Annotated in this window: 14 protein-coding genes, 1 tRNA gene and 2 pseudogenes; 1 reads left to right on the top strand and 16 read right to left on the bottom strand. The window is 54.7% G+C overall.

Features of this window, described 5'->3' with window-relative positions; genetic code table 11:
• The 9 genes and pseudogenes from BMX68_RS24165 to BMX68_RS24125 form a co-directional block, all read right to left on the bottom strand.
• Nucleotides 1–329: pseudogene (locus BMX68_RS24165) on the bottom strand (contractile injection system protein, VgrG/Pvc8 family); the annotation flags it as partial.
• Nucleotides 330–331: 2 nt separating this feature from the next.
• Entirely contained in the window at nucleotides 332–2,956 is a 2,625-nt protein-coding gene (gene tssH, locus BMX68_RS24160) for a type VI secretion system ATPase TssH (RefSeq protein WP_017133232.1), read from the bottom strand.
• 137 nt (nucleotides 2,957–3,093) lie between these two features.
• Nucleotides 3,094–3,585, bottom strand: coding sequence for an Hcp family type VI secretion system effector (locus BMX68_RS24155; RefSeq protein WP_017133233.1), 492 nt, complete (start codon nucleotides 3,583–3,585; stop codon nucleotides 3,094–3,096).
• Between the two features lie 16 nt (nucleotides 3,586–3,601).
• Nucleotides 3,602–5,326 carry an OmpA family protein gene (locus BMX68_RS24150; RefSeq protein ID WP_074862744.1) on the bottom strand — a complete coding sequence of 575 codons (1,725 nt, stop codon included), beginning with the start codon at nucleotides 5,324–5,326 and terminating at the stop codon, nucleotides 3,602–3,604.
• A 7-nt stretch (nucleotides 5,327–5,333) separates the two neighbouring features.
• Complete coding sequence (gene tssL / locus BMX68_RS24145; protein ID WP_017133234.1) at nucleotides 5,334–6,014, bottom strand: type VI secretion system protein TssL, short form; 681 nt, start codon at nucleotides 6,012–6,014, stop codon at nucleotides 5,334–5,336.
• Nucleotides 6,011–7,366 carry a type VI secretion system baseplate subunit TssK gene (tssK, locus tag BMX68_RS24140; protein ID WP_017133235.1) on the bottom strand — a complete coding sequence of 452 codons (1,356 nt, stop codon included), beginning with the start codon at nucleotides 7,364–7,366 and terminating at the stop codon, nucleotides 6,011–6,013. Before tssK ends, tssL begins: the two co-directional genes overlap by 4 nt.
• Before the next feature lie 24 nt (nucleotides 7,367–7,390).
• Nucleotides 7,391–8,932 (bottom strand): type VI secretion system contractile sheath large subunit, encoded by a 1,542-nt coding sequence (gene tssC / locus BMX68_RS24135; protein WP_074862739.1) that lies wholly within the window; start codon nucleotides 8,930–8,932, stop codon nucleotides 7,391–7,393.
• 16 nt (nucleotides 8,933–8,948) lie between these two features.
• The gene (tssB, locus tag BMX68_RS24130) at nucleotides 8,949–9,470 is read right to left on the bottom strand and encodes a type VI secretion system contractile sheath small subunit (protein ID WP_017133236.1); all 522 of its coding nucleotides are present in this window, start codon (nucleotides 9,468–9,470) and stop codon (nucleotides 8,949–8,951) included.
• A gap of 574 nt (nucleotides 9,471–10,044) precedes the next feature.
• Nucleotides 10,045–10,474, bottom strand: a pseudogene (locus BMX68_RS24125) (IS5 family transposase); the annotation flags it as partial.
• A gap of 1,730 nt (nucleotides 10,475–12,204) precedes the next feature.
• Between BMX68_RS24125 and BMX68_RS24115 the strand changes: the two are divergent.
• Nucleotides 12,205–13,098, top strand: coding sequence for a phytanoyl-CoA dioxygenase family protein (locus BMX68_RS24115; protein WP_176987665.1), 894 nt, complete (start codon nucleotides 12,205–12,207; stop codon nucleotides 13,096–13,098).
• 77 nt (nucleotides 13,099–13,175) lie between these two features.
• On the opposite strand, the gene BMX68_RS24110 is transcribed toward BMX68_RS24115, so the two are convergent.
• From BMX68_RS24110 to BMX68_RS26680, 7 genes are all read right to left on the bottom strand, one after another.
• A complete protein-coding gene (locus BMX68_RS24110) occupies nucleotides 13,176–13,373 on the bottom strand; it encodes a hypothetical protein (RefSeq protein ID WP_017133239.1) in 198 nt (65 codons plus the stop codon).
• A 235-nt stretch (nucleotides 13,374–13,608) separates the two neighbouring features.
• Nucleotides 13,609–13,965 (bottom strand): hypothetical protein, encoded by a 357-nt coding sequence (locus BMX68_RS24105; protein WP_017133240.1) that lies wholly within the window; start codon nucleotides 13,963–13,965, stop codon nucleotides 13,609–13,611.
• 113 nt (nucleotides 13,966–14,078) lie between these two features.
• Nucleotides 14,079–14,276 carry a hypothetical protein gene (locus tag BMX68_RS25735; RefSeq protein WP_143063356.1) on the bottom strand — a complete coding sequence of 66 codons (198 nt, stop codon included), beginning with the start codon at nucleotides 14,274–14,276 and terminating at the stop codon, nucleotides 14,079–14,081.
• A 923-nt stretch (nucleotides 14,277–15,199) separates the two neighbouring features.
• Nucleotides 15,200–15,296: transfer RNA gene (locus BMX68_RS26060), tRNA-OTHER, on the bottom strand.
• An 89-nt stretch (nucleotides 15,297–15,385) separates the two neighbouring features.
• Complete coding sequence (locus BMX68_RS24100; protein WP_017133241.1) at nucleotides 15,386–15,895, bottom strand: DUF2514 family protein; 510 nt, start codon at nucleotides 15,893–15,895, stop codon at nucleotides 15,386–15,388.
• Nucleotides 15,892–16,425, bottom strand: coding sequence for a glycoside hydrolase family 19 protein (locus tag BMX68_RS24095; RefSeq protein WP_074862732.1), 534 nt, complete (start codon nucleotides 16,423–16,425; stop codon nucleotides 15,892–15,894). Before BMX68_RS24095 ends, BMX68_RS24100 begins: the two co-directional genes overlap by 4 nt.
• 44 nt (nucleotides 16,426–16,469) lie before the next feature.
• A complete protein-coding gene (locus BMX68_RS26680; protein ID WP_369678877.1) occupies nucleotides 16,470–16,577 on the bottom strand; it encodes a phage tail assembly chaperone in 108 nt (35 codons plus the stop codon).
• Nucleotides 16,578–16,584 lie beyond the last annotated feature (7 nt).

Raw genomic sequence — 16,584 nt, 5'->3', positions numbered from 1 at the left:
TCGTAGCGGGCTTCATCGACGGAGCCGGACAGGCGCTTGAAGCCGGTGATCACCCCGTGCAAGGTGCGTAACGGCTTGACCGGCGGTACGCTCAGGCCCAGGTACGGCCACTTACGCGGCGCGCTATGCAGGCTGAAAGTGGCGCTGCGGCCGAGCATTTTTTCGACGTCGATATCGCAGTCGGTGCAGGTGAATTCCACGCAGTAGTTGAACGGTTGGCTCAGGCCCTCGGTGCCCTGAAAGGTGAGGACGTCGAGCAAGGCGTCAACCCCGTAAACGCTGAGTTTGTGCCGGCTATGGTCGAAGATCGGGCGCGGTGGGTTGAGCATGTTCAGGCATCCAGGGCATCGATGAAGTTCAGGACAATGCCTTCCTCATCGCTGTAGCCGAGGGTTACGCCGAGGGTTTTCTGCTGGGCAGCCTGGCGTTGTAGTAATTGCCGGCTGAGCACCGGCAGGATCTGCTGGTTGAGCAAGCTGTCGATGTTGCGCGCTCCGGTGTCGGGCTGCAGGCAGGCGGCAACCAGGGCCTCGTTGAGGGCAGCGTCGATCTGGCAGTCCAGCCCGTAGTGACGCTGCAAGCGCCTGGCAACCTGGGCGAGCTTGATTGCGACGATGCGTTTGAGGGCGTCGGCTTGTAGTGGGCGATAAATCAACGTCTGGAAGCGGGCCAGCAAGGCCGGCTGAAAGTGTTCCCGCAGGATGGGAAGCAGCAATGCGTGCAGGGTGCTGTCCGGCGTGTCGGGGAACTCTTGCAAGCAGCCTTGCAGTTCATCGCTACCCAGGTTGGAAGTCATGAGAATGACGGTGTTGCGAAAGTCGATTTCCCGCCCTTCGCCATCGCGCATGCAGCCGTGGTCGAAGACTTGGTAAAACAGGTTGAGGACGTCGCGGTGCGCTTTTTCTACTTCGTCGAGCAGCACCACGCTGTAGGGTCGTTGGCGCACGGCTTCGGTGAGCACGCCGCCCTGGCCATAACCGACGTAGCCCGGCGGCGAGCCCTTGAGTTGGCTGACGGTATGAGCTTCCTGGTATTGCGAGAGGTTGATGGTGATCAGCGATTTTTCGCCACCGAACAGCCTGTCGGCCAGGGCCCGCGCGGTTTCGGTCTTGCCGACGCCACTGGTGCCTACCAGCAGGAACACGCCCAGTGGCGCTTTTTCATCCGTCAGGCCGGTCTTGGCCGCGCGCAAACGTTGGGCCAGGGCACCGAGGGCAGGGTTCTGGCCGATCACCTGTTCGGCCAATTGTTGCTCCAACTCCAGCAGGTTGGCTTGTTCGTCCTTGAGCAGACTGCCCAGGGGTATCCCTGTCCAGTCGGCGATCACTTCGGCCACGCTACGCGCATTGACGTCAAGGGACAGCAATGGCTGGTTGCCCTGGGCGTTGCTCAGTCGTTGTTGCAGTTGCAGGCAAGCGTCCATCCGTTGGGGTTCGGCCTGGCGGGCGTCGAGCAATTGTTGAGTGAGGTCGAGTTCGTGGCGGTATTGCACCTCGAACTCAAGTTGCTGACGGTGCAAGTCGGCAGATTGCGCGGCGATTATCGCCAGACGCTCGCTGGCAGGGCAGCCGCCCAGTTGCAGGTCTTCTTCCAGGGCTTGGCGCTCCAACTTCAGGGCGCCTTGCCGGGCCTTGAGGCGGACCAGAACCTGGGGTTCGCAGTCCAGGCTCATACGCACCCGTGCGCTGGCGGTGTCGAGCAGGTCGACGGCTTTGTCCGGCAGTTGGCGACCGCTCAGGTAGCGCCGCGAGAGGCTGACCGCAGCTTGTACCGCCGCGTCCTGAATATGCACGCCGTGGTGACGGGCATAACGCGCCTTGAGGCCGCGCAGCATCAGGCTGGCGTTGGCGTCGTCCGGCTCGTCGACCCTGACCATCTGGAAACGGCGCTCCAGGGCGGCATCGCGCTCAAAATACTGCTTGTATTCGCTCCAGGTAGTCGCAGCGATGGTGCGCAACTCGCCGCGTGCGAGGGCGGGCTTGAGCAAGTTGGCGGCGTCCGCGCCGCCGGCCTGGTTACCGGCGCCGATCAGGGTGTGGGCTTCGTCGATAAACAACAGCACCGGGTAAGGCGATTGCTGCACCGCCTTGATGACGTTTTGCAGGCGTTGTTCGAATTCGCCTTTGACTCCGGCGCCAGCTTGTAACAGGCCCAAATCCAGGGTGAGCACGCTGACCGGTTTGAGATTGTCGGGGGCATTGCCCTCGGCGATGCGCAATGCCAAACCTTCAACCAGAGCGGTCTTGCCCACTCCAGGCTCACCCACCAGGATCGGGTTGTTCTTGCGTCGCCGGCTGAGGATATCGATGACTTGCCTGATTTCATCGTCACGACCAAACACCGGGTCGATCTGCCCTGCCCTGGCTTTGGCGGTGAGGTCCTGGGTAAATTTATCCAAGATGACTTGCAACGCGCCCGACGTATCGGTGCCGGATGAAACTGACACCCCGGTACGCTCCAGCGCGGCTTCTCGCTGTACTTGTGGGCGCTCTTCGGAGTGCTGGTCGAGCAGCACAAACAAACGCTGCAGCTGGCTATCGCTGATACTGAACAGCGGCCAGGCGGCTTCACAGGCGAGCAAGCCGGGCGTCTCCAGCAGCGCGCCGAGCAGGTGGGCCGAGCGCAGGGTGTCGTTATCGCCGTCCAGGGATGCCTGCAACCAAGCGCTCTTGATCAGTTGTTGCAGCTTGGCGCATAGCTGCGGCTTGTCCTGCACACTGCGCGGCAAGGTGTCGAGGTGATCGAGCAGGCCACGCCAGATCGCATCCGTGTCCCATTCGTAGCGCCGGGCGATAAGGGTCAGGTCGCCCTCACCCTGTTCCAGCAACTTGAGCAACCAGTGCTCAATACTGATCAGTCCGTGGGCGCGGCTCTGGCACAAGGAGGCCGCCGCGCTCAGTGCCTGAGCGCAATAGGGGTTGAGACGACGCAGCAGACGGGTGGAACTCTGGGCCATGGGGTGCATCCTTGTTCTTTATTTTCGATGTGTCGACACAGGCAGTTCGCTGTATTTGGCTGAGCGCCCGCGAACGGACGCTCAACCCTGCACACCGCGAACCGGCAGGCGAAAATCCGCCTGCCCGTCCTCTCGCATCAGGCACTCTGGCGTTCGCTCCAGGAATCGGAGTGAATGATGTTGCCGTCCTTGTAGGTCCAGGTGACTTTCTCGTAGCGCAGCTCAACCTGCTCCAAGTGGTTGTGCTTTTCCTTGGTCGGGTCTTTGACGTCATGCATTTTTGGCGCGACTTTTACGATCTTGACGTTCTCCAGCTTGGTGATGAAGTACTCGACTTCCTGGCCGGCGTCATCGATGCGGTACCACTTGAATTCGGCGCTCTTGAGGGTCTGGCCGGTGGTCACCGCCTTGTACAGGTAAGGACTGGAGGCATCGATCTCCTTGGAAAACTGGAACGGGGTATGAACTCGAGCACCGGTCAGCTTGCCGGTGTTGTCATCGGCGGGGAGGTACAGGCTGTGGTCCTGGGCGATCACCTCGATGCTGCCTTCGCGTTTTTGAACGTCTACCGACCCTTTGATTTGAGCGCCGCCGTCATCTTGCAACCAGAGGTAGATGGGAATTGCCATGTGAAGCTCCTTTCTCTCAAAATTTGAATGCCGCTTGATGCGACAGGGGGTGTCTATCCAGCACCGCAGTGGGCAGCGCGCAGGCCCCCACTTCCGGTACCAGACGGATATCGACGCGACGGTTGGCCGCACGCCCAGCCTGGGTGTCATTGCTGGCTACCGGCTGGTTGGCACCTACGCCCTGCACAGCAAAACAACCTTCGGGGATATCGCCCATGCGTCGCATCCAGTCGCGCACCGAGGCGGCCCGAGCGCGGGACAGCGCAAGGTTTTGCTCGGCGCTGCCGGTGACATCGGTATGCCCGGTGATGACGATCAGCCAGCCCGGCTGGGCCTTGATGTTGACCAGGGCGTTGATCAGGATCTTCGTCGAGCCCGGTTTGAGTTCGGCGCGTCCGGTGTCGAACAGCGACAGGCTGTCCAGCCGCACCGGAGTGGGGATCTTCACGGGCATGGGGAGTGGTGGTTGTCGATGGCTGGCGATGGTCTCCAGCAGAGGCATCCGCAGCACTTCGCCGCGATACAAGCCCAGGCCCAGCGCCAGCGGCTCGCCGTGTCGGTAGTAGTGACTCAGGCGCCTGGCGTCCTGGCGCAGGATTGCCACAGCATTCTCGCGCAAGGCGAATTGGGGCTGGTCACGCCGGTCGGCGGGGGCAATGGAAGTGTAATGCCGCAGGTCTTCACTGACCTGGCGCAACAGCAACTTGTTCTGCCAGGCCGAGCTAGCCAGGGCCACGAGCGCGGCGCCCGCGAACAACCACAACGCCAGGATACTCGCTCGCAGGGCCGGGGAGCGCCGGGTGTGGAGCGGCAGCAGGTCCAGCAAGGGATCAGGAAACGGTAAGCCTGCGTTCGTCCCCGGCGGCGGTGACCCTGCATCCTTCAAGCCGACCTTGTCATGCAACCATTGGTGCCACAGATTGCCGGCGACCCTCTGGGGCAGAACCGGCACCAGAGTAAAGGCACAGGCGATTGGATAGCGGGCGTCAGGTGCCGCGAAGTGCGGGAGTATCGTTTCCTTAAGCCAGGTCGCCGCGCTGCTGATCTGAACGCTACTGCACAAACGTGTGGCGTGGGTGGCGCTGTCGGCGGCCTGCCGCTGCCAGTCGGGCAGGTTGATGCAGGCACCAGCCTCGCGCACGAGAGGGTTGGGCTGACAGGCGTCCCAGCTGAACCAGGCCCCGTGGCCTTTTGCAGCTTGCAGATAGCTCACCAATATCAGCGGTAGCGCAATGCCGCGCTTGCGTGCCAGGGCGAGCTGATTGCAAAAGGCACGCACCTGGCCAACCAGCTCTGAGGCGTCGTCGTGCTCGCCCGGGTTGGCGACAAACATTACGCTCAGTTGCCCACGCCAATCCGGGCGCAAGGCCTGGATGCCCGTGGTGATCGGTAATAATTGCTCAAGGGTGGACACGCGCACATAACACCCTCGCGAGGTGGTACGCAGCGTTAATTGCTCGGCAGCCACCGTGCCAAACAAGCCGCTCAGACCATCGCCACAGACCAACACCACCGGCTGACGGTAGGCAATCGGTGGCAGGGAGGTATCGCCGGCTGGCAGCAACTGCTGGCCCCACCGGGCAAAACGCTGCCCCGCTCGCATCCAAGCCCAGGACACCGCAATCACAACGACCAAGGCGGTCGCGGCACGTGTCCAGCCCGCAAACGGCATGATCATCAAAAGCACCAGGGCCAGCGTGCCGGCCCATAGCCACAGGCCTCGTGTCAGCTTGAGTGTCATCACGTCCTCACACCTGACCAGGCACAAACGTGGCGATCAGACTGCCCAGCCAATGGTCCAGCCCCCACCAGACACCGACCAGCAACCCGCCTGCCGCCAGGATATGAATCAATGGTGAGCGCACCCCGTACCGAGGGTTTATTGGATGGCCAGCATCTTGTGTGGTTAATGCCTGGTTGAGCTCCAGAGGCGCCACTCGTGCATTCAAGGCCGTCAGCAACTGCTCACGTTCAGCGTCGTCCGCAGCGTGGTATCGACCTCGAAATCCGAGCATCAAGACCCGCTGGAATGCTGTTAGCACCAGCACATCAGGTGATGGTTGGCGAAGTGATTCGCGCATATCCTCATACAAAAACTCACCTGCCTGGTGACTGCCGAAAAACCGCGTCTGCAAGGGCTGGCTTGCCCACTGGGCATGGGCATCATCCTTGGCGCAGCCGAGCGCGGTCTCGTCCAGCAACGCGCATTGCGCATGGCTGATCAATTCGACGCAGCGTTTGTTCACCCCGGCTTCATTGAGACTCTGTCGAACCTGTTCGACCTGCTTCTCGCAGCGTTGCCACAGGCCCGAGCTATCTTGCACCGAGGCACCTTGGCGCAGTTCCACCACCAGCAGGTAGCTGTCTTGCAGCAGCGCGTCGAGGTTCTGTGCCGTAAGGGGATGTTTTTTCGAGGGAGTCAGGTTCATGTGCGCAGTACCGCAAACAGTTCAAGCTTGATATCGAGCAAGGTGCTCGGTACATAGAAAGCGCAGGTTCCTTCAGCCAGCATCGCTTGCCCCTTGGCATGGCCAAGATCAAGGGCGAAATACTGGTTTTCCAAGCGCAGCGGAATAGCCGCCGGCACATGGCTAAGTGGCTGTAACGGAACACCGTCAAGCGCCACGTTAACCAAGTGATCAACATCGTCCGGCGTCCCCACTTTGCACAGGCGCGGGAACTGGCTGAGTAACTGCGCCGCCGGCAGGCGGCAACGCACCGACAGGTAGAAGTCGGCACCGCCCGGCTCACGCAGGCGGGCATCGTTGAGCGTGACTTGCCAGCGGTTGGTCCCGACTTCTTCCAGCATCAGGGCAATAACCCGCGATGGCAGGCTGGCCTCCAGTAAGGTGGAGAGGGTGCGCATCAAGGGCGGGAATACGCTTTCCAGGTGTTCATGCCGATAGGCAGGAATCTTGTCGATATCGTGTTCCAGCGAAAAGGTCAGCAAGCTGCCGGCCAGCTTGATCAATTCCAGGTACACCTGTTCGGGATGCCGCGCGGGGTGAGCCTTGAGATCTGCCAATACCGGTTGATAGGTGTTCAACGCGTTGAGCAGCCAGAACAACGACACGTCGGCTACGGCAAAGTCGGCCATGCGCTGATTACTCTCGCGGCGCATACCCATCAGCCGTTGACGCTTGGCGGACAATTGGGTCAATAGGTTATCCAGTTGGTTCAGCAGCCCCGGATGGGCTGCGAAACTGAGCAACGGCGGCACATAATCAGGATCGAAACTCCAAGCCCCCTGCCCGTCGCGCAGCAGACGCAGGATCGGGCAGGTCAGATAATCTGCGTTCTCATCGTCAGCCAAACGCAAGGTCAAGGCGTACTCCAGCACGCTCATCGATTGCATTTCGTCTGCGTAAATATCCTGCACTTGCCGCCAATCCTGGCGATAACGCGTCGGTCGGTCGGCTCTCGTGCCTTCGAACACACAATTGTTGCCATTGGCTTGCTCCAGCGGCAACGCCAACAGCACCGTGGCGGTCTGGGCGTCATCGGGTAGCAGGCTGGCCAGCTCCAAGGCAGGTGGCAACCGGTCCACATAGTCAGTATCAAGCAACGTGCCGTCAGGCATGCGTACTCGTAGTTGGGTGGCCTTGAGCTTACCCAGCCGCAACGCCTGCAGGTCGAATGCCACACCGAGGACGCCCCAAGGGTGTACAAGGGACAGATGAGCCAGGCTCTCGTTGGCCCACGCCTCCCAGCGCGCTTGCTGCTGGAATTGTTGTGGAGACAATAAGACCCCCGCAGCCCATAGAGGGCGGTCAATCTTCATGACGTCGTTTCCCCACGAAGCGGCTTAGGATTTTGCCTTGGGCATCTGCGAAACCAGCGACAAGTTGACGTCCATACCTTCCACTTGGAAGTGCGGTACGGCGTACAACTTGACGCGAAAGAAACCGGGGTTGTCGTCGATGTCCTCCACCGTCACCTTCGCATCGCGTAGCGGGTGGGAGGCTTGCAGGTCGTCGCCCGGGTCGGTCATTTCGGTGACCAGACCACCGATCCACTTGTTCAGCTCCAGTTCAAGCAAACGGCGGTCCTTGGTGGTCCCGATGTTTTCGCGCTGGATCAGCTTCAGGTAATGGGCGATGCGCGACAGCAAAAAGATGTATGGCAGGCGCGCGTTGATCCGGCTGTTGGCGGTCGCGTCGGCGGTGTCATACAGCCCTGGTTTCTGGGCCGAGTTGGCCGAGAAGAAACACGCATAGTCGCGGTTTTTGTAATACGACAGCGGGATGAAACCGAGGTTGGCGAATTCAAATTCGCGGGTCTCCGAAATCATCACTTCGGAAGGAATCTTCACCTGGTTACCCGTGCCCAGATCGTAGAGGTGAATCGGCAGCTCGGTGACTGCGCCACCCGATTGCGGCCCACGAATCTGTACACACCAGCCGTTGGTGATGAAGCTTTTCACCATGTTGGCCGCGAAGGCGAACGAAGCGTTGGTCCACAGGTATTTCTGGTGATCCGGGCCCTTGACGCTTTCGATATAGTTGAAGCTGCGAACCGGAACGGTGTCCGGGCCATAAGGTAGGCGAGCCAACACCCGAGGCATGAGCAAACCGATGTAACGGGAATCATCGCTGCCACGGAACGCCTTCCACTTAATGTATTCAGCGCGATCAAAGTAGTTGCCGATATCTTTGATGGCGGCCACTTCCTCCATCGACTGTTTGCCAAAGAACGCCGGTCCGACAGAACCAATAAATGGCATATGAGCGGCAGCCGCTACTTTGGAAATATTGCGCAGCAGGGCAATATCCTGCGGGCTGCGGTTAAATTCATAGTTGGAAATAGCCGCGGCTATCGGCTCGCCACCCGGCGTGTCGTATTCCTGGGTGTAGGTATGTAGATACAATCCGCTTTGGGCAATCTCGGGAGCGTCTTCGAAATCTTGGACCAGATGATCCTTGCTGATATCCAGCAGTTCGATACGCACATTCTGGCGAAAATCAGTCTGATCAATCAGCGACTTTACGCCGCGCCAGGTCGACTCGATACATTGGAACTCAGGGTGATGCATGACTGCGTCGAGTTGACGGCTGATCTGTCCGTCCAGCAACGCAATGTGTTCATCCAGCAGGGTTTTGTCCAGGCGTTCGACTTTATGCGACGACTGTTTGAGCAGGTCCAAGAATACACTGACTGCCGCCGTTACCCGTTCATCGGCAGAGACCTCGGAGAGAGCCTCGGTGTGTTGAAAAGCGTCGATGCCATTCAACGCCGCAACCGGACTGAGATTGATCTTGGCGAACAAGGCACTATAGATGCCCTGGCCGCTGTCTGCGTTGCGGGGTTTGGTCGGCTGCGAGGGTACGGATGATTGTTCTATGGACATATGAAAAATTTCCTTATTAACGTGCCGACGGCAATGAACGATCTTCTTGCGGGGCCAGAGCGGCCAGTTCGGCTCGCAGTTCCTCACTCAGCGCATCGTCCTTGAGGATGCGCTCCAGCTCATGGCGAAAGGTGGCGTTATCCAGCAGGTTGGACTTGAGGTCGCGCAGCAGATTGCGCATCGCCAGCAGCACTCGCAGTTGCGGAATCTGTCGCGCTACCTGCTCAGGCTCAAAATCTTTCATACGTTGGAAATTCAGCGCGACTGCGGTGTCAACATCGCCATCGGCCAGGGTGTTCTCCACTGCCAACTTCAGGCTCGGAGAAAACTCGGCCAGCACACTGTCGAAATTGTTTTTATTAATTTCAGTTTTGTTTCTTTCAGATAACGGGCGCTGCTCCTTGCCATTGCTGTAATCGCCCATCACCATCAGCTTAAGCGGTAGTTCGATTTTCTTTTGCGCGCCACCGGTGTGCAAATCGAGCTTAATATTGATCCGCGCCTTGGGCACCTCATTTTGAAAGCTGCTTGAAGCCATAAATCCTCCAGCGAAGCAGAAAAGTTACATCATGAAAACCAGGCAGTCCGAAACGACAGGTGGTACTTGGCGCACTGCAGGGTAGGAAATTTTCCCAAGAGAATTCTAATCAGCTCCTAAATTTAAAAACAACCACTAAATAATCAAAAATTACAAACTATCGTTAATTATTTTTTGTATGTAGGATTGATCCTAAAGACATATAATCCCTTTCCAATATTGATGTGCACAGTAAATTACACACAACACTCAAAGCGCTTTGCAGTCGAGGCAACAGCCGCCCTATTACAGGCCGAACATGAAATCGCAAAAATAAAAATCAGCCTGACGGAAGCTCGTATTATTCATTAAATCAGCGGAAAATCAGGCTATTCACACCCATTACTCGACGGAAGCCTCATTGAAAAATAGCAAGCAAAAATCTTCTTGAGTGGATTGAAATTCATATAACCCTAGAAAACCATGAAGAAATATAATATTACACTTTGCACAACGGCTTTTAAGTAGCGAACTTCAAATATCGCTGAATACCGGCATCACGGAGCAAGGTTCAGCGCACGCACTTGAGAGCAGCAACTGCATCGGCGTCGCTCGGCAGATGGATCTTGGTCGTCAGTTCCCACGGTGGCGGTAAAACGCATGGTCATCAAGCCGCCTTTTCTCACGATACGCGACGAAGCTCGGGTTGCGCGTGCGGCAGTCGAATCGATCATCCACGGTTGCAAATCGATCAGACCCTGTTCATTCAGCCTGAGATGTAAGCGCCTGAGCATTTTGTCGAACGTTCCTCGGTTGCGCCAATCTCGAAACCGTTGATAAACCGTTGACCAGGGGCCGAAATGCTCAGGCATATCCCGCCAGGCTGCCCCGGAGCCGAGGATCCAGAGAACACCGTCGAGCATTAGCCGATCATCGACACGAGGCCGACCTCTGTGAGGCCCCTCTGTGAAAAGATCAGCGACCAGATCCCAGGCCTTATCAGAAAGTTCATAATGCTTTGGCATCACAGGATTCCTTTCCTTGAATAGTAGCCAACTCTACAAAATATCCATGCCAGAGTGGGCGTGGAGCGGTTTCCTCCCATTTCGTACAGCGCTAAAAAGAGTGTGGATAAAATCAAGCCGTCAGTCGGCGGGCGGTCATATGTACCTCGGCCAGCTATACCTAGTGGCCTGTACGGCTAATTCGTTAGCTCAAGGTCGGATACAAGAAGCCCATGGCCAAGGCGCTGTGACGAGTCATGACCCGCTATGGCGAGGAGGAACAACGCCGGTCAGAAGCTTAGAGCGCCGAAATTGACTAACAGAACTAGCCACACAAGCCACTAGACATCACTCACAGAGACCAACTGGGCGTGATCCATGATCAATCGTCGCAGCCATTTCATTCCAGGCCGACGAGGTTCAGGTGACGTAGCTTATGCATGCAATCCCCGCCAGTTTCAAGGCTTTTACAAACGCGTCGGGATGGAGGAAATCGGGGACAAATAACGATAACGATAAAAATCATATCTGTTCCTGAATATGCTCCATCGGCAAACAATAAAGCTGTGCAAAAGCCCCAATATACTATAGAGCTCAAAAAGAGAGGCTTCTTGGCATTCTCAAAAGCATAACCAGAGGCGGTACACTACTTATAAAAAATATCGCGATATTTTTTTCAGGCGTTGCTCTAGTAGCTGTTTTTCCTGTTTAAACACAAAAACCCAAGTATGGTTATCAGTTGTTGGGGCGACTCACTGACATCAGGCACAACAAATAGCTTTTCAATGCCATACCTTAAAGCGCTTCAAGCTAATGCGCTTAGGAACCAGGATCCCAAGATGGTCACCAGCAACGGTATAGATGAGATGACATCCGCTCAAATAGCTTCAAAATTCGGCGTAAAACCAATCATAGGATCAATCATATCGATATCAGGCGAAGTAGCTATCGAATCTACCAGATATTCCAATCGATCAGACTAAACGATACAAAGCTCAAATATGACGGACCTCTTGCTGGGGCTCCTAGAACTCTTTCCGTTGGATTTGATAAGAAAACTCCTGAACTTTCTGGAGATACTACATTCAGTCATCAAGAGCCAGGCGATTCGGTTTCCATCTGGCGGGTTGGCGAAAAACACGGCCCAACTGATCACGCTGTTTGTCCTGTCGAATCTGTGAGTGATACGAAAACGGTTGTTGAACGCCGGGGAAGTGCAACTGTAATACGGATCGTTCGCTTTGAAACAGCCCAGTCAGAGGAAAGGACTGTGAGTTAAAGACAGGATAAACCTGCTGTTCGACCTACTCAGAATTTTTTGAGCCTCAGGCAATGAAGGCGCCAAAAATCGGTTGATATTTCAGACCATTTCTAACAATGCAAACCTGTATTGCCGCACCCCGACTACCTTTCCAAGTAGATACGAGTCAGGTGTCCAGGTGTTGTGGAACCCTCAACAATTCCCAAGCATCGTCATAACGACAGATTAAACGATGGCGCGTGAGGTGCGGGGAATGTGCGGAATCAGAGGCATCAGTTGATAGATGCCTTTAGGTATGTAGGTCGACTAAATAACAGAAATTGGTCCTGGCAGACCGATCTCTATTTCTGGCGAATGTTATAAATGGGAGATTATCAGCCAACCGTTGATAAATTTCAATTTTTTGAGTAGCCTAATCACTCAGCTGGAAAAACATAAATTAACTCAAGGCATTCCCAAGAAATTTTTAATGCCCCAAGGAGCGGTAGGCGTGTCAAAGAATATTGTTAAAAAATTTATAAATCGAGTGTATCCACTAAGGCATTTTGCATTTTTTAGCCAACGTTTATTGACCAATCCACGGCATAGAGAGTTGGCTTCAAAAATTGCTTGCAGAAGATTGCCGCAGAGCAATTTATCTTCTAAAAATTATAGTCACGATGTGGAACTCTTACAAGATAACGGTTACCTTATTTTGGAGAATCTTGTTCTCCCCAGTGAAATAGTGGAAATGACGGACTGGTTCTCAAAAAAATTAACCATGGATCGTTATAATGCGGCGGCCGGTTATTTTGAACCGACGACCCCTCCTCCAAGTTGCCACACCGCGTCCTTTTCTACCGAAGACATTCTACGGTCTCCATTTGCTCTAAAGTGGGCAAATAACGAAAAGATTCTGAGCATTGTTGAAAGTACGCTAGGTGCAAAAGCAACACTTTCCAATGTCAGTGTTTGGTGGTCATACCCAGGCCACGATACCCCACAAGAAGCTGAGAACTTCCATCGCGACGTTGATGATCTGAGATTCATAAAGCTATTTATATATCTTACAGATGTTGACACAGAATCCGGCCCTCATGCATTTGTTCCAAAAAGCCAGCGACATATGGGTTACAGGAAAATTCGTAGGTACTCTGATCAGGAGATCACAAGTGAATTTGGGGAAAATAGCATAAAGTACTTTACAGGAGGTAAAGGCACGGCATTTCTCGAAAACACGTTCGGATTACATAAGGGGCAACTGCCATCGAAAAAGCGCCGACTACTATTTCAAGCCCAATATTCGTTACACCCGATTGGCATATCTACATATAAAGCAATCAGTCTTACAAATAGCGGACCGGAAGAGTTTGATAAATACACAAATCGGCTTTATATTAAATAAAAGAAGAATAAGGCGGAGTTGGCGAATTCTTCCACGCTAAGACCGCTCACAGACAAATCCGGCCCGAGGACTTGCTGTCAGCACTGACGCCAGCTCTCCCGCGTATCCATCAGCTTCTGATCGCAGATCGGCGAGCAGATCGGCGAGGCGGAAATAGAGAGCGGCGCGATCGACAGGAAGCTTTCGGGTCTGGTCGCGTAGGCGATCATTGTCAGCACGTTGCTGAGAATAAGAACATCATCTTTCTGTTTCTGATTGGCTGCATCAGTGCGCACTTGGTCAATGTCTAGTTGGCGTTGCTATCCGATTTCACGGGCTTGCTCGCTGGCTTTATGAGCGGCAGTCGCAATGCCTGATTTGCAGTCTGCATATTCAGTGCGGACATCAGAGAGTTGAAGGACTTGATAGCTAAGGCTGATCGATAGCGCAATAACCAGCTCGATCCCGCCCCATGCTCAGATCGGGAACATCTTCACGGCGGCGATCAGCTTATACCCGTGAAGCTATTTTTTAGCTGTTCCGCTCTCGCAGAATTGACTTTGCTATATCTTGCTCTTTCGTGGTCGCGGACAAGCTACTTTTTACGATCCTTTGAAGTTCATGGTCATCTTTATCTTCGAATCGCTCCCGTATTTCCTCTCGACGGATCTGGCCTTTTTCTATAATCTCGGGCAGATTTTTAATAATTGCTATGCCTAACCTTCCTGCATAAAGTCCAGTATTGAAGAGTACTTTTCCTAGAAGCTTTGTTGTCGCTGCTACTTTGTCTTGACTCGACCCCGAGGAAAAATCCGATTTCACCTCTCTCCATGCCTCATCAAGATCATAATAACTCTCAGTATTTGGCTTTTCTTCATCCTCGACCATATTACATATCCTTATTACGAATTATCTCTGCAAAAAATGAAAAGGCCACCAAGGTGGCTTTAAGTATAAATCAAGACTACCAGAGCGTTAGCCTCTCTTAGCTTGGTTCTCTTTCATTTTCTCAATTGTTTCAGGCAGCTTTTGGATGAATTTAACCCCCAAAAACAAATCCCCCTTTCCAAGCAACTTTGCTGTCGAGGCGGTTTATCCAGTGTGCTGCCATGGGAAAAGTCGCCTTTAACTTCTACCCAAGCATCACCCATCATTTTATTCAAGGCAGAATTAAAAGTTGGCTTTGATCCGTTGCTCATAATTTTAGTCCTTGCCAGTGCCGTCACATGAGGGGCAAGGATCTAGTTTTTGAGAGCCCCCACAAGATGGGCAGCTTTCAGGATGACGCCCACCATACTCCAGTGGGCACGACGCTATACCCTTGCCTTCACACATGTAGCATTGATCTTCATCGTCATCATCATCATAGCGAGCCATAACAGCTTTTTTCTGCATTTGGTCAGTAGTGGCGAAGAAATATCACTTACCTACCACGGATGTAAACTCAAAGCACAGGCCCCCAATCAGGAGGATTCGGAGCCGCCACCCGCTTGGCGACCTCGATCAACGTGAAGCAGGAAAACAGATCAGCCCCGCTATCAAGCGTATTTTGCACCACACCCACGACAGGCATTATTGAAGACTTTCAGCTCACTGCAGTTTGAGCATTTACGGCCCCGACCACCTTTTCCGCCGTTTGCAGGCAACGTCATTGTGTGGTGACACTTTGTACATTCCCGACCAGCTGACGTTTCAAAAAAGGTCTGCTCTTCACAGTCAGGGCACTTTTTACCTGCCATTGCAAACTTCGCATGTATGTATATATGTGTGTGTGCTTCGAAGATATCCGCATTGGTGGCTATAAGAAATCATATAGCCACTACATTTCACCATTGGATTTTTTGGCCCCGCTCCTTTGGTAACCTCAATCCAGAATCAAGCAAGAGGACAACCCAGAGGCTTACCAGAGGCACGAGAACATGAGCAGATCGGCGTAGACAGGCTAGAAGGCCAAAGACGCTCAGAACGAGCAAAGGGAGGTCAAACGACAGACATAAAAAAACGGCAATTTTCAGGCTTGGCTCATAAACAAAATTCGCTACAAATTTTGCTACAAAACACTGCTACAAATCGCCGCTTTTACAACCTCGCAAATCATTGATTCATAAGGCTTTTTTCAATATGGCGGAGAGATAGGGATTCGAACCCTAGGTACCGGTGAAGGTACAACGGATTTCGAATCCGTTTTCAGGTCAAACAAACATTGGGCGCCACTCTCCAGGACCCCTTGAGGGCCTGGCTTTCAACATGGACCAACACAACACCATTCCACATCATTTGGGGGAATAGCTCCCCCATTTTTCCCCCGTCATTTACCAAGGGCATCAAATGCCTGCTCGCACGTCACTCCGCGGCCCCGGCTTTGATCAGCATATCCCGCCAGGTCTCCCGCTCTCTGGTCAGCGCGCTTGAGCACGTCGGCAAACACCAGGGCTGCGCGGGTAGCTGCTTGGCTTGCGGCGGCAGTGCAGGAATTGCCGCCGGGCGCACGCTTGAGACGTCCGGCGAGGTCGTCGACTGCCCGCTGCAGGCTGTCAGCAGTAGACCGAGCATCAGCAGCATCAGCAGTTGCTTGATCGATTTTCCGTTGTCCATCTTGAATGGCCTTGTTGATTGAGAGTTGTCGGGCTTGCTCAAGTGTTCGCTCTTTTGCTTCGTTGACAGCCTTCGCTGAAGCGTCTCGCGTGTCGCGCTCGTTCCAGCGCGCCTGCCACTGCGAATCTGCAACGCTGGCGCCATGTCGGTAGGCGCCGAACAGAGCCAGCCCAGCGATCAGCAGGCCTGCAAGGTACGGGGCAACTCTCCAGAAAAACGTCATGCCAGCACCCCCATGGCTCTCTCATACATTGCCTGCCGATCCTCGGCGCCGTTCTGCCCGCCGTTGATTCTGCTCGTTATCTTTGTGAATTGGCCGGCGTCGGCAAGGGCGTTGAGCCCACGAACCGCCCAGAACCAACCGGCAGACATACAGGCAGGCCCAGACTGCTCCAGCAGTTCCGGCGCGGCGATCAGGTCAAGGCCCAGGGCTTTGCCGCACGACTCATAATTTGCACGCCCGGTAATTTGAATCAGTCCGCGCCCACGGTATTTCGAGCCGTCTCCAGGCTGTGTGTTGCCAAGGTCTTTTCGCCCCTCGTAGCCAGCCTGGGTTGGGGTCGGCCCCCAGATTTCGCGCAACCAGCGCAACTGGCCCGACTCATGCCCGACCTGTGCAATGAATGCAGCTACGCGAAGTCGGCCAGCAATTCCGTATTTATCCATCGCTGCGTTTAGTGCAGGCAAAAAAATGCCGGCTCTAGGGCCGGCGCTGGAGAGTATCTGCAGCAGTTGCTGCTCTGTGATCGGCATGCGTTTCTCCAGACTAAAAAACCGCACTCGGCGGCCATTTGCTTTCAGGGAATTGGGGCTGGATCTGGTGGAGATGGCCAATCAATAGAAGCTGGAAAACCAGGCTGTTGTGTAACTCGCCCGAGGTAAATCACATATTTCTCCCACGACACCAGTTGG

The sequence above is a fragment of the Pseudomonas agarici genome, assembly GCF_900109755.1.
GTDB classification, from domain to species: Bacteria; Pseudomonadota; Gammaproteobacteria; order Pseudomonadales; family Pseudomonadaceae; genus Aquipseudomonas; species Aquipseudomonas agarici.
This window is presented reverse-complemented; position numbering and strand designations above follow the sequence as displayed.

Bases quoted from the DNA above. Each gene is read 5' to 3' on its own strand.
- tssH (WP_017133232.1), bottom strand. From the start codon at position 2,956: ATGGCCCAGAGTTCCACCCGTCTGCTGCGTCGTCTCAACCCCTATTGC.
- BMX68_RS24155 (WP_017133233.1), bottom strand. From the start codon at position 3,585: ATGGCAATTCCCATCTACCTCTGGTTGCAAGATGACGGCGGCGCTCAA.
- BMX68_RS24150 (WP_074862744.1), bottom strand. From the start codon at position 5,326: ATGACACTCAAGCTGACACGAGGCCTGTGGCTATGGGCCGGCACGCTG.
- tssL (WP_017133234.1), bottom strand. From the start codon at position 6,014: ATGAACCTGACTCCCTCGAAAAAACATCCCCTTACGGCACAGAACCTC.
- tssK (WP_017133235.1), bottom strand. From the start codon at position 7,366: ATGAAGATTGACCGCCCTCTATGGGCTGCGGGGGTCTTATTGTCTCCA.
- tssC (WP_074862739.1), bottom strand. From the start codon at position 8,932: ATGTCCATAGAACAATCATCCGTACCCTCGCAGCCGACCAAACCCCGC.
- tssB (WP_017133236.1), bottom strand. From the start codon at position 9,470: ATGGCTTCAAGCAGCTTTCAAAATGAGGTGCCCAAGGCGCGGATCAAT.
- BMX68_RS24105 (WP_017133240.1), bottom strand. From the start codon at position 13,965: ATGGTCGAGGATGAAGAAAAGCCAAATACTGAGAGTTATTATGATCTT.
- BMX68_RS25735 (WP_143063356.1), bottom strand. From the start codon at position 14,276: ATGAGCAACGGATCAAAGCCAACTTTTAATTCTGCCTTGAATAAAATG.
- BMX68_RS24100 (WP_017133241.1), bottom strand. From the start codon at position 15,895: ATGACGTTTTTCTGGAGAGTTGCCCCGTACCTTGCAGGCCTGCTGATC.
- BMX68_RS24095 (WP_074862732.1), bottom strand. From the start codon at position 16,425: ATGCCGATCACAGAGCAGCAACTGCTGCAGATACTCTCCAGCGCCGGC.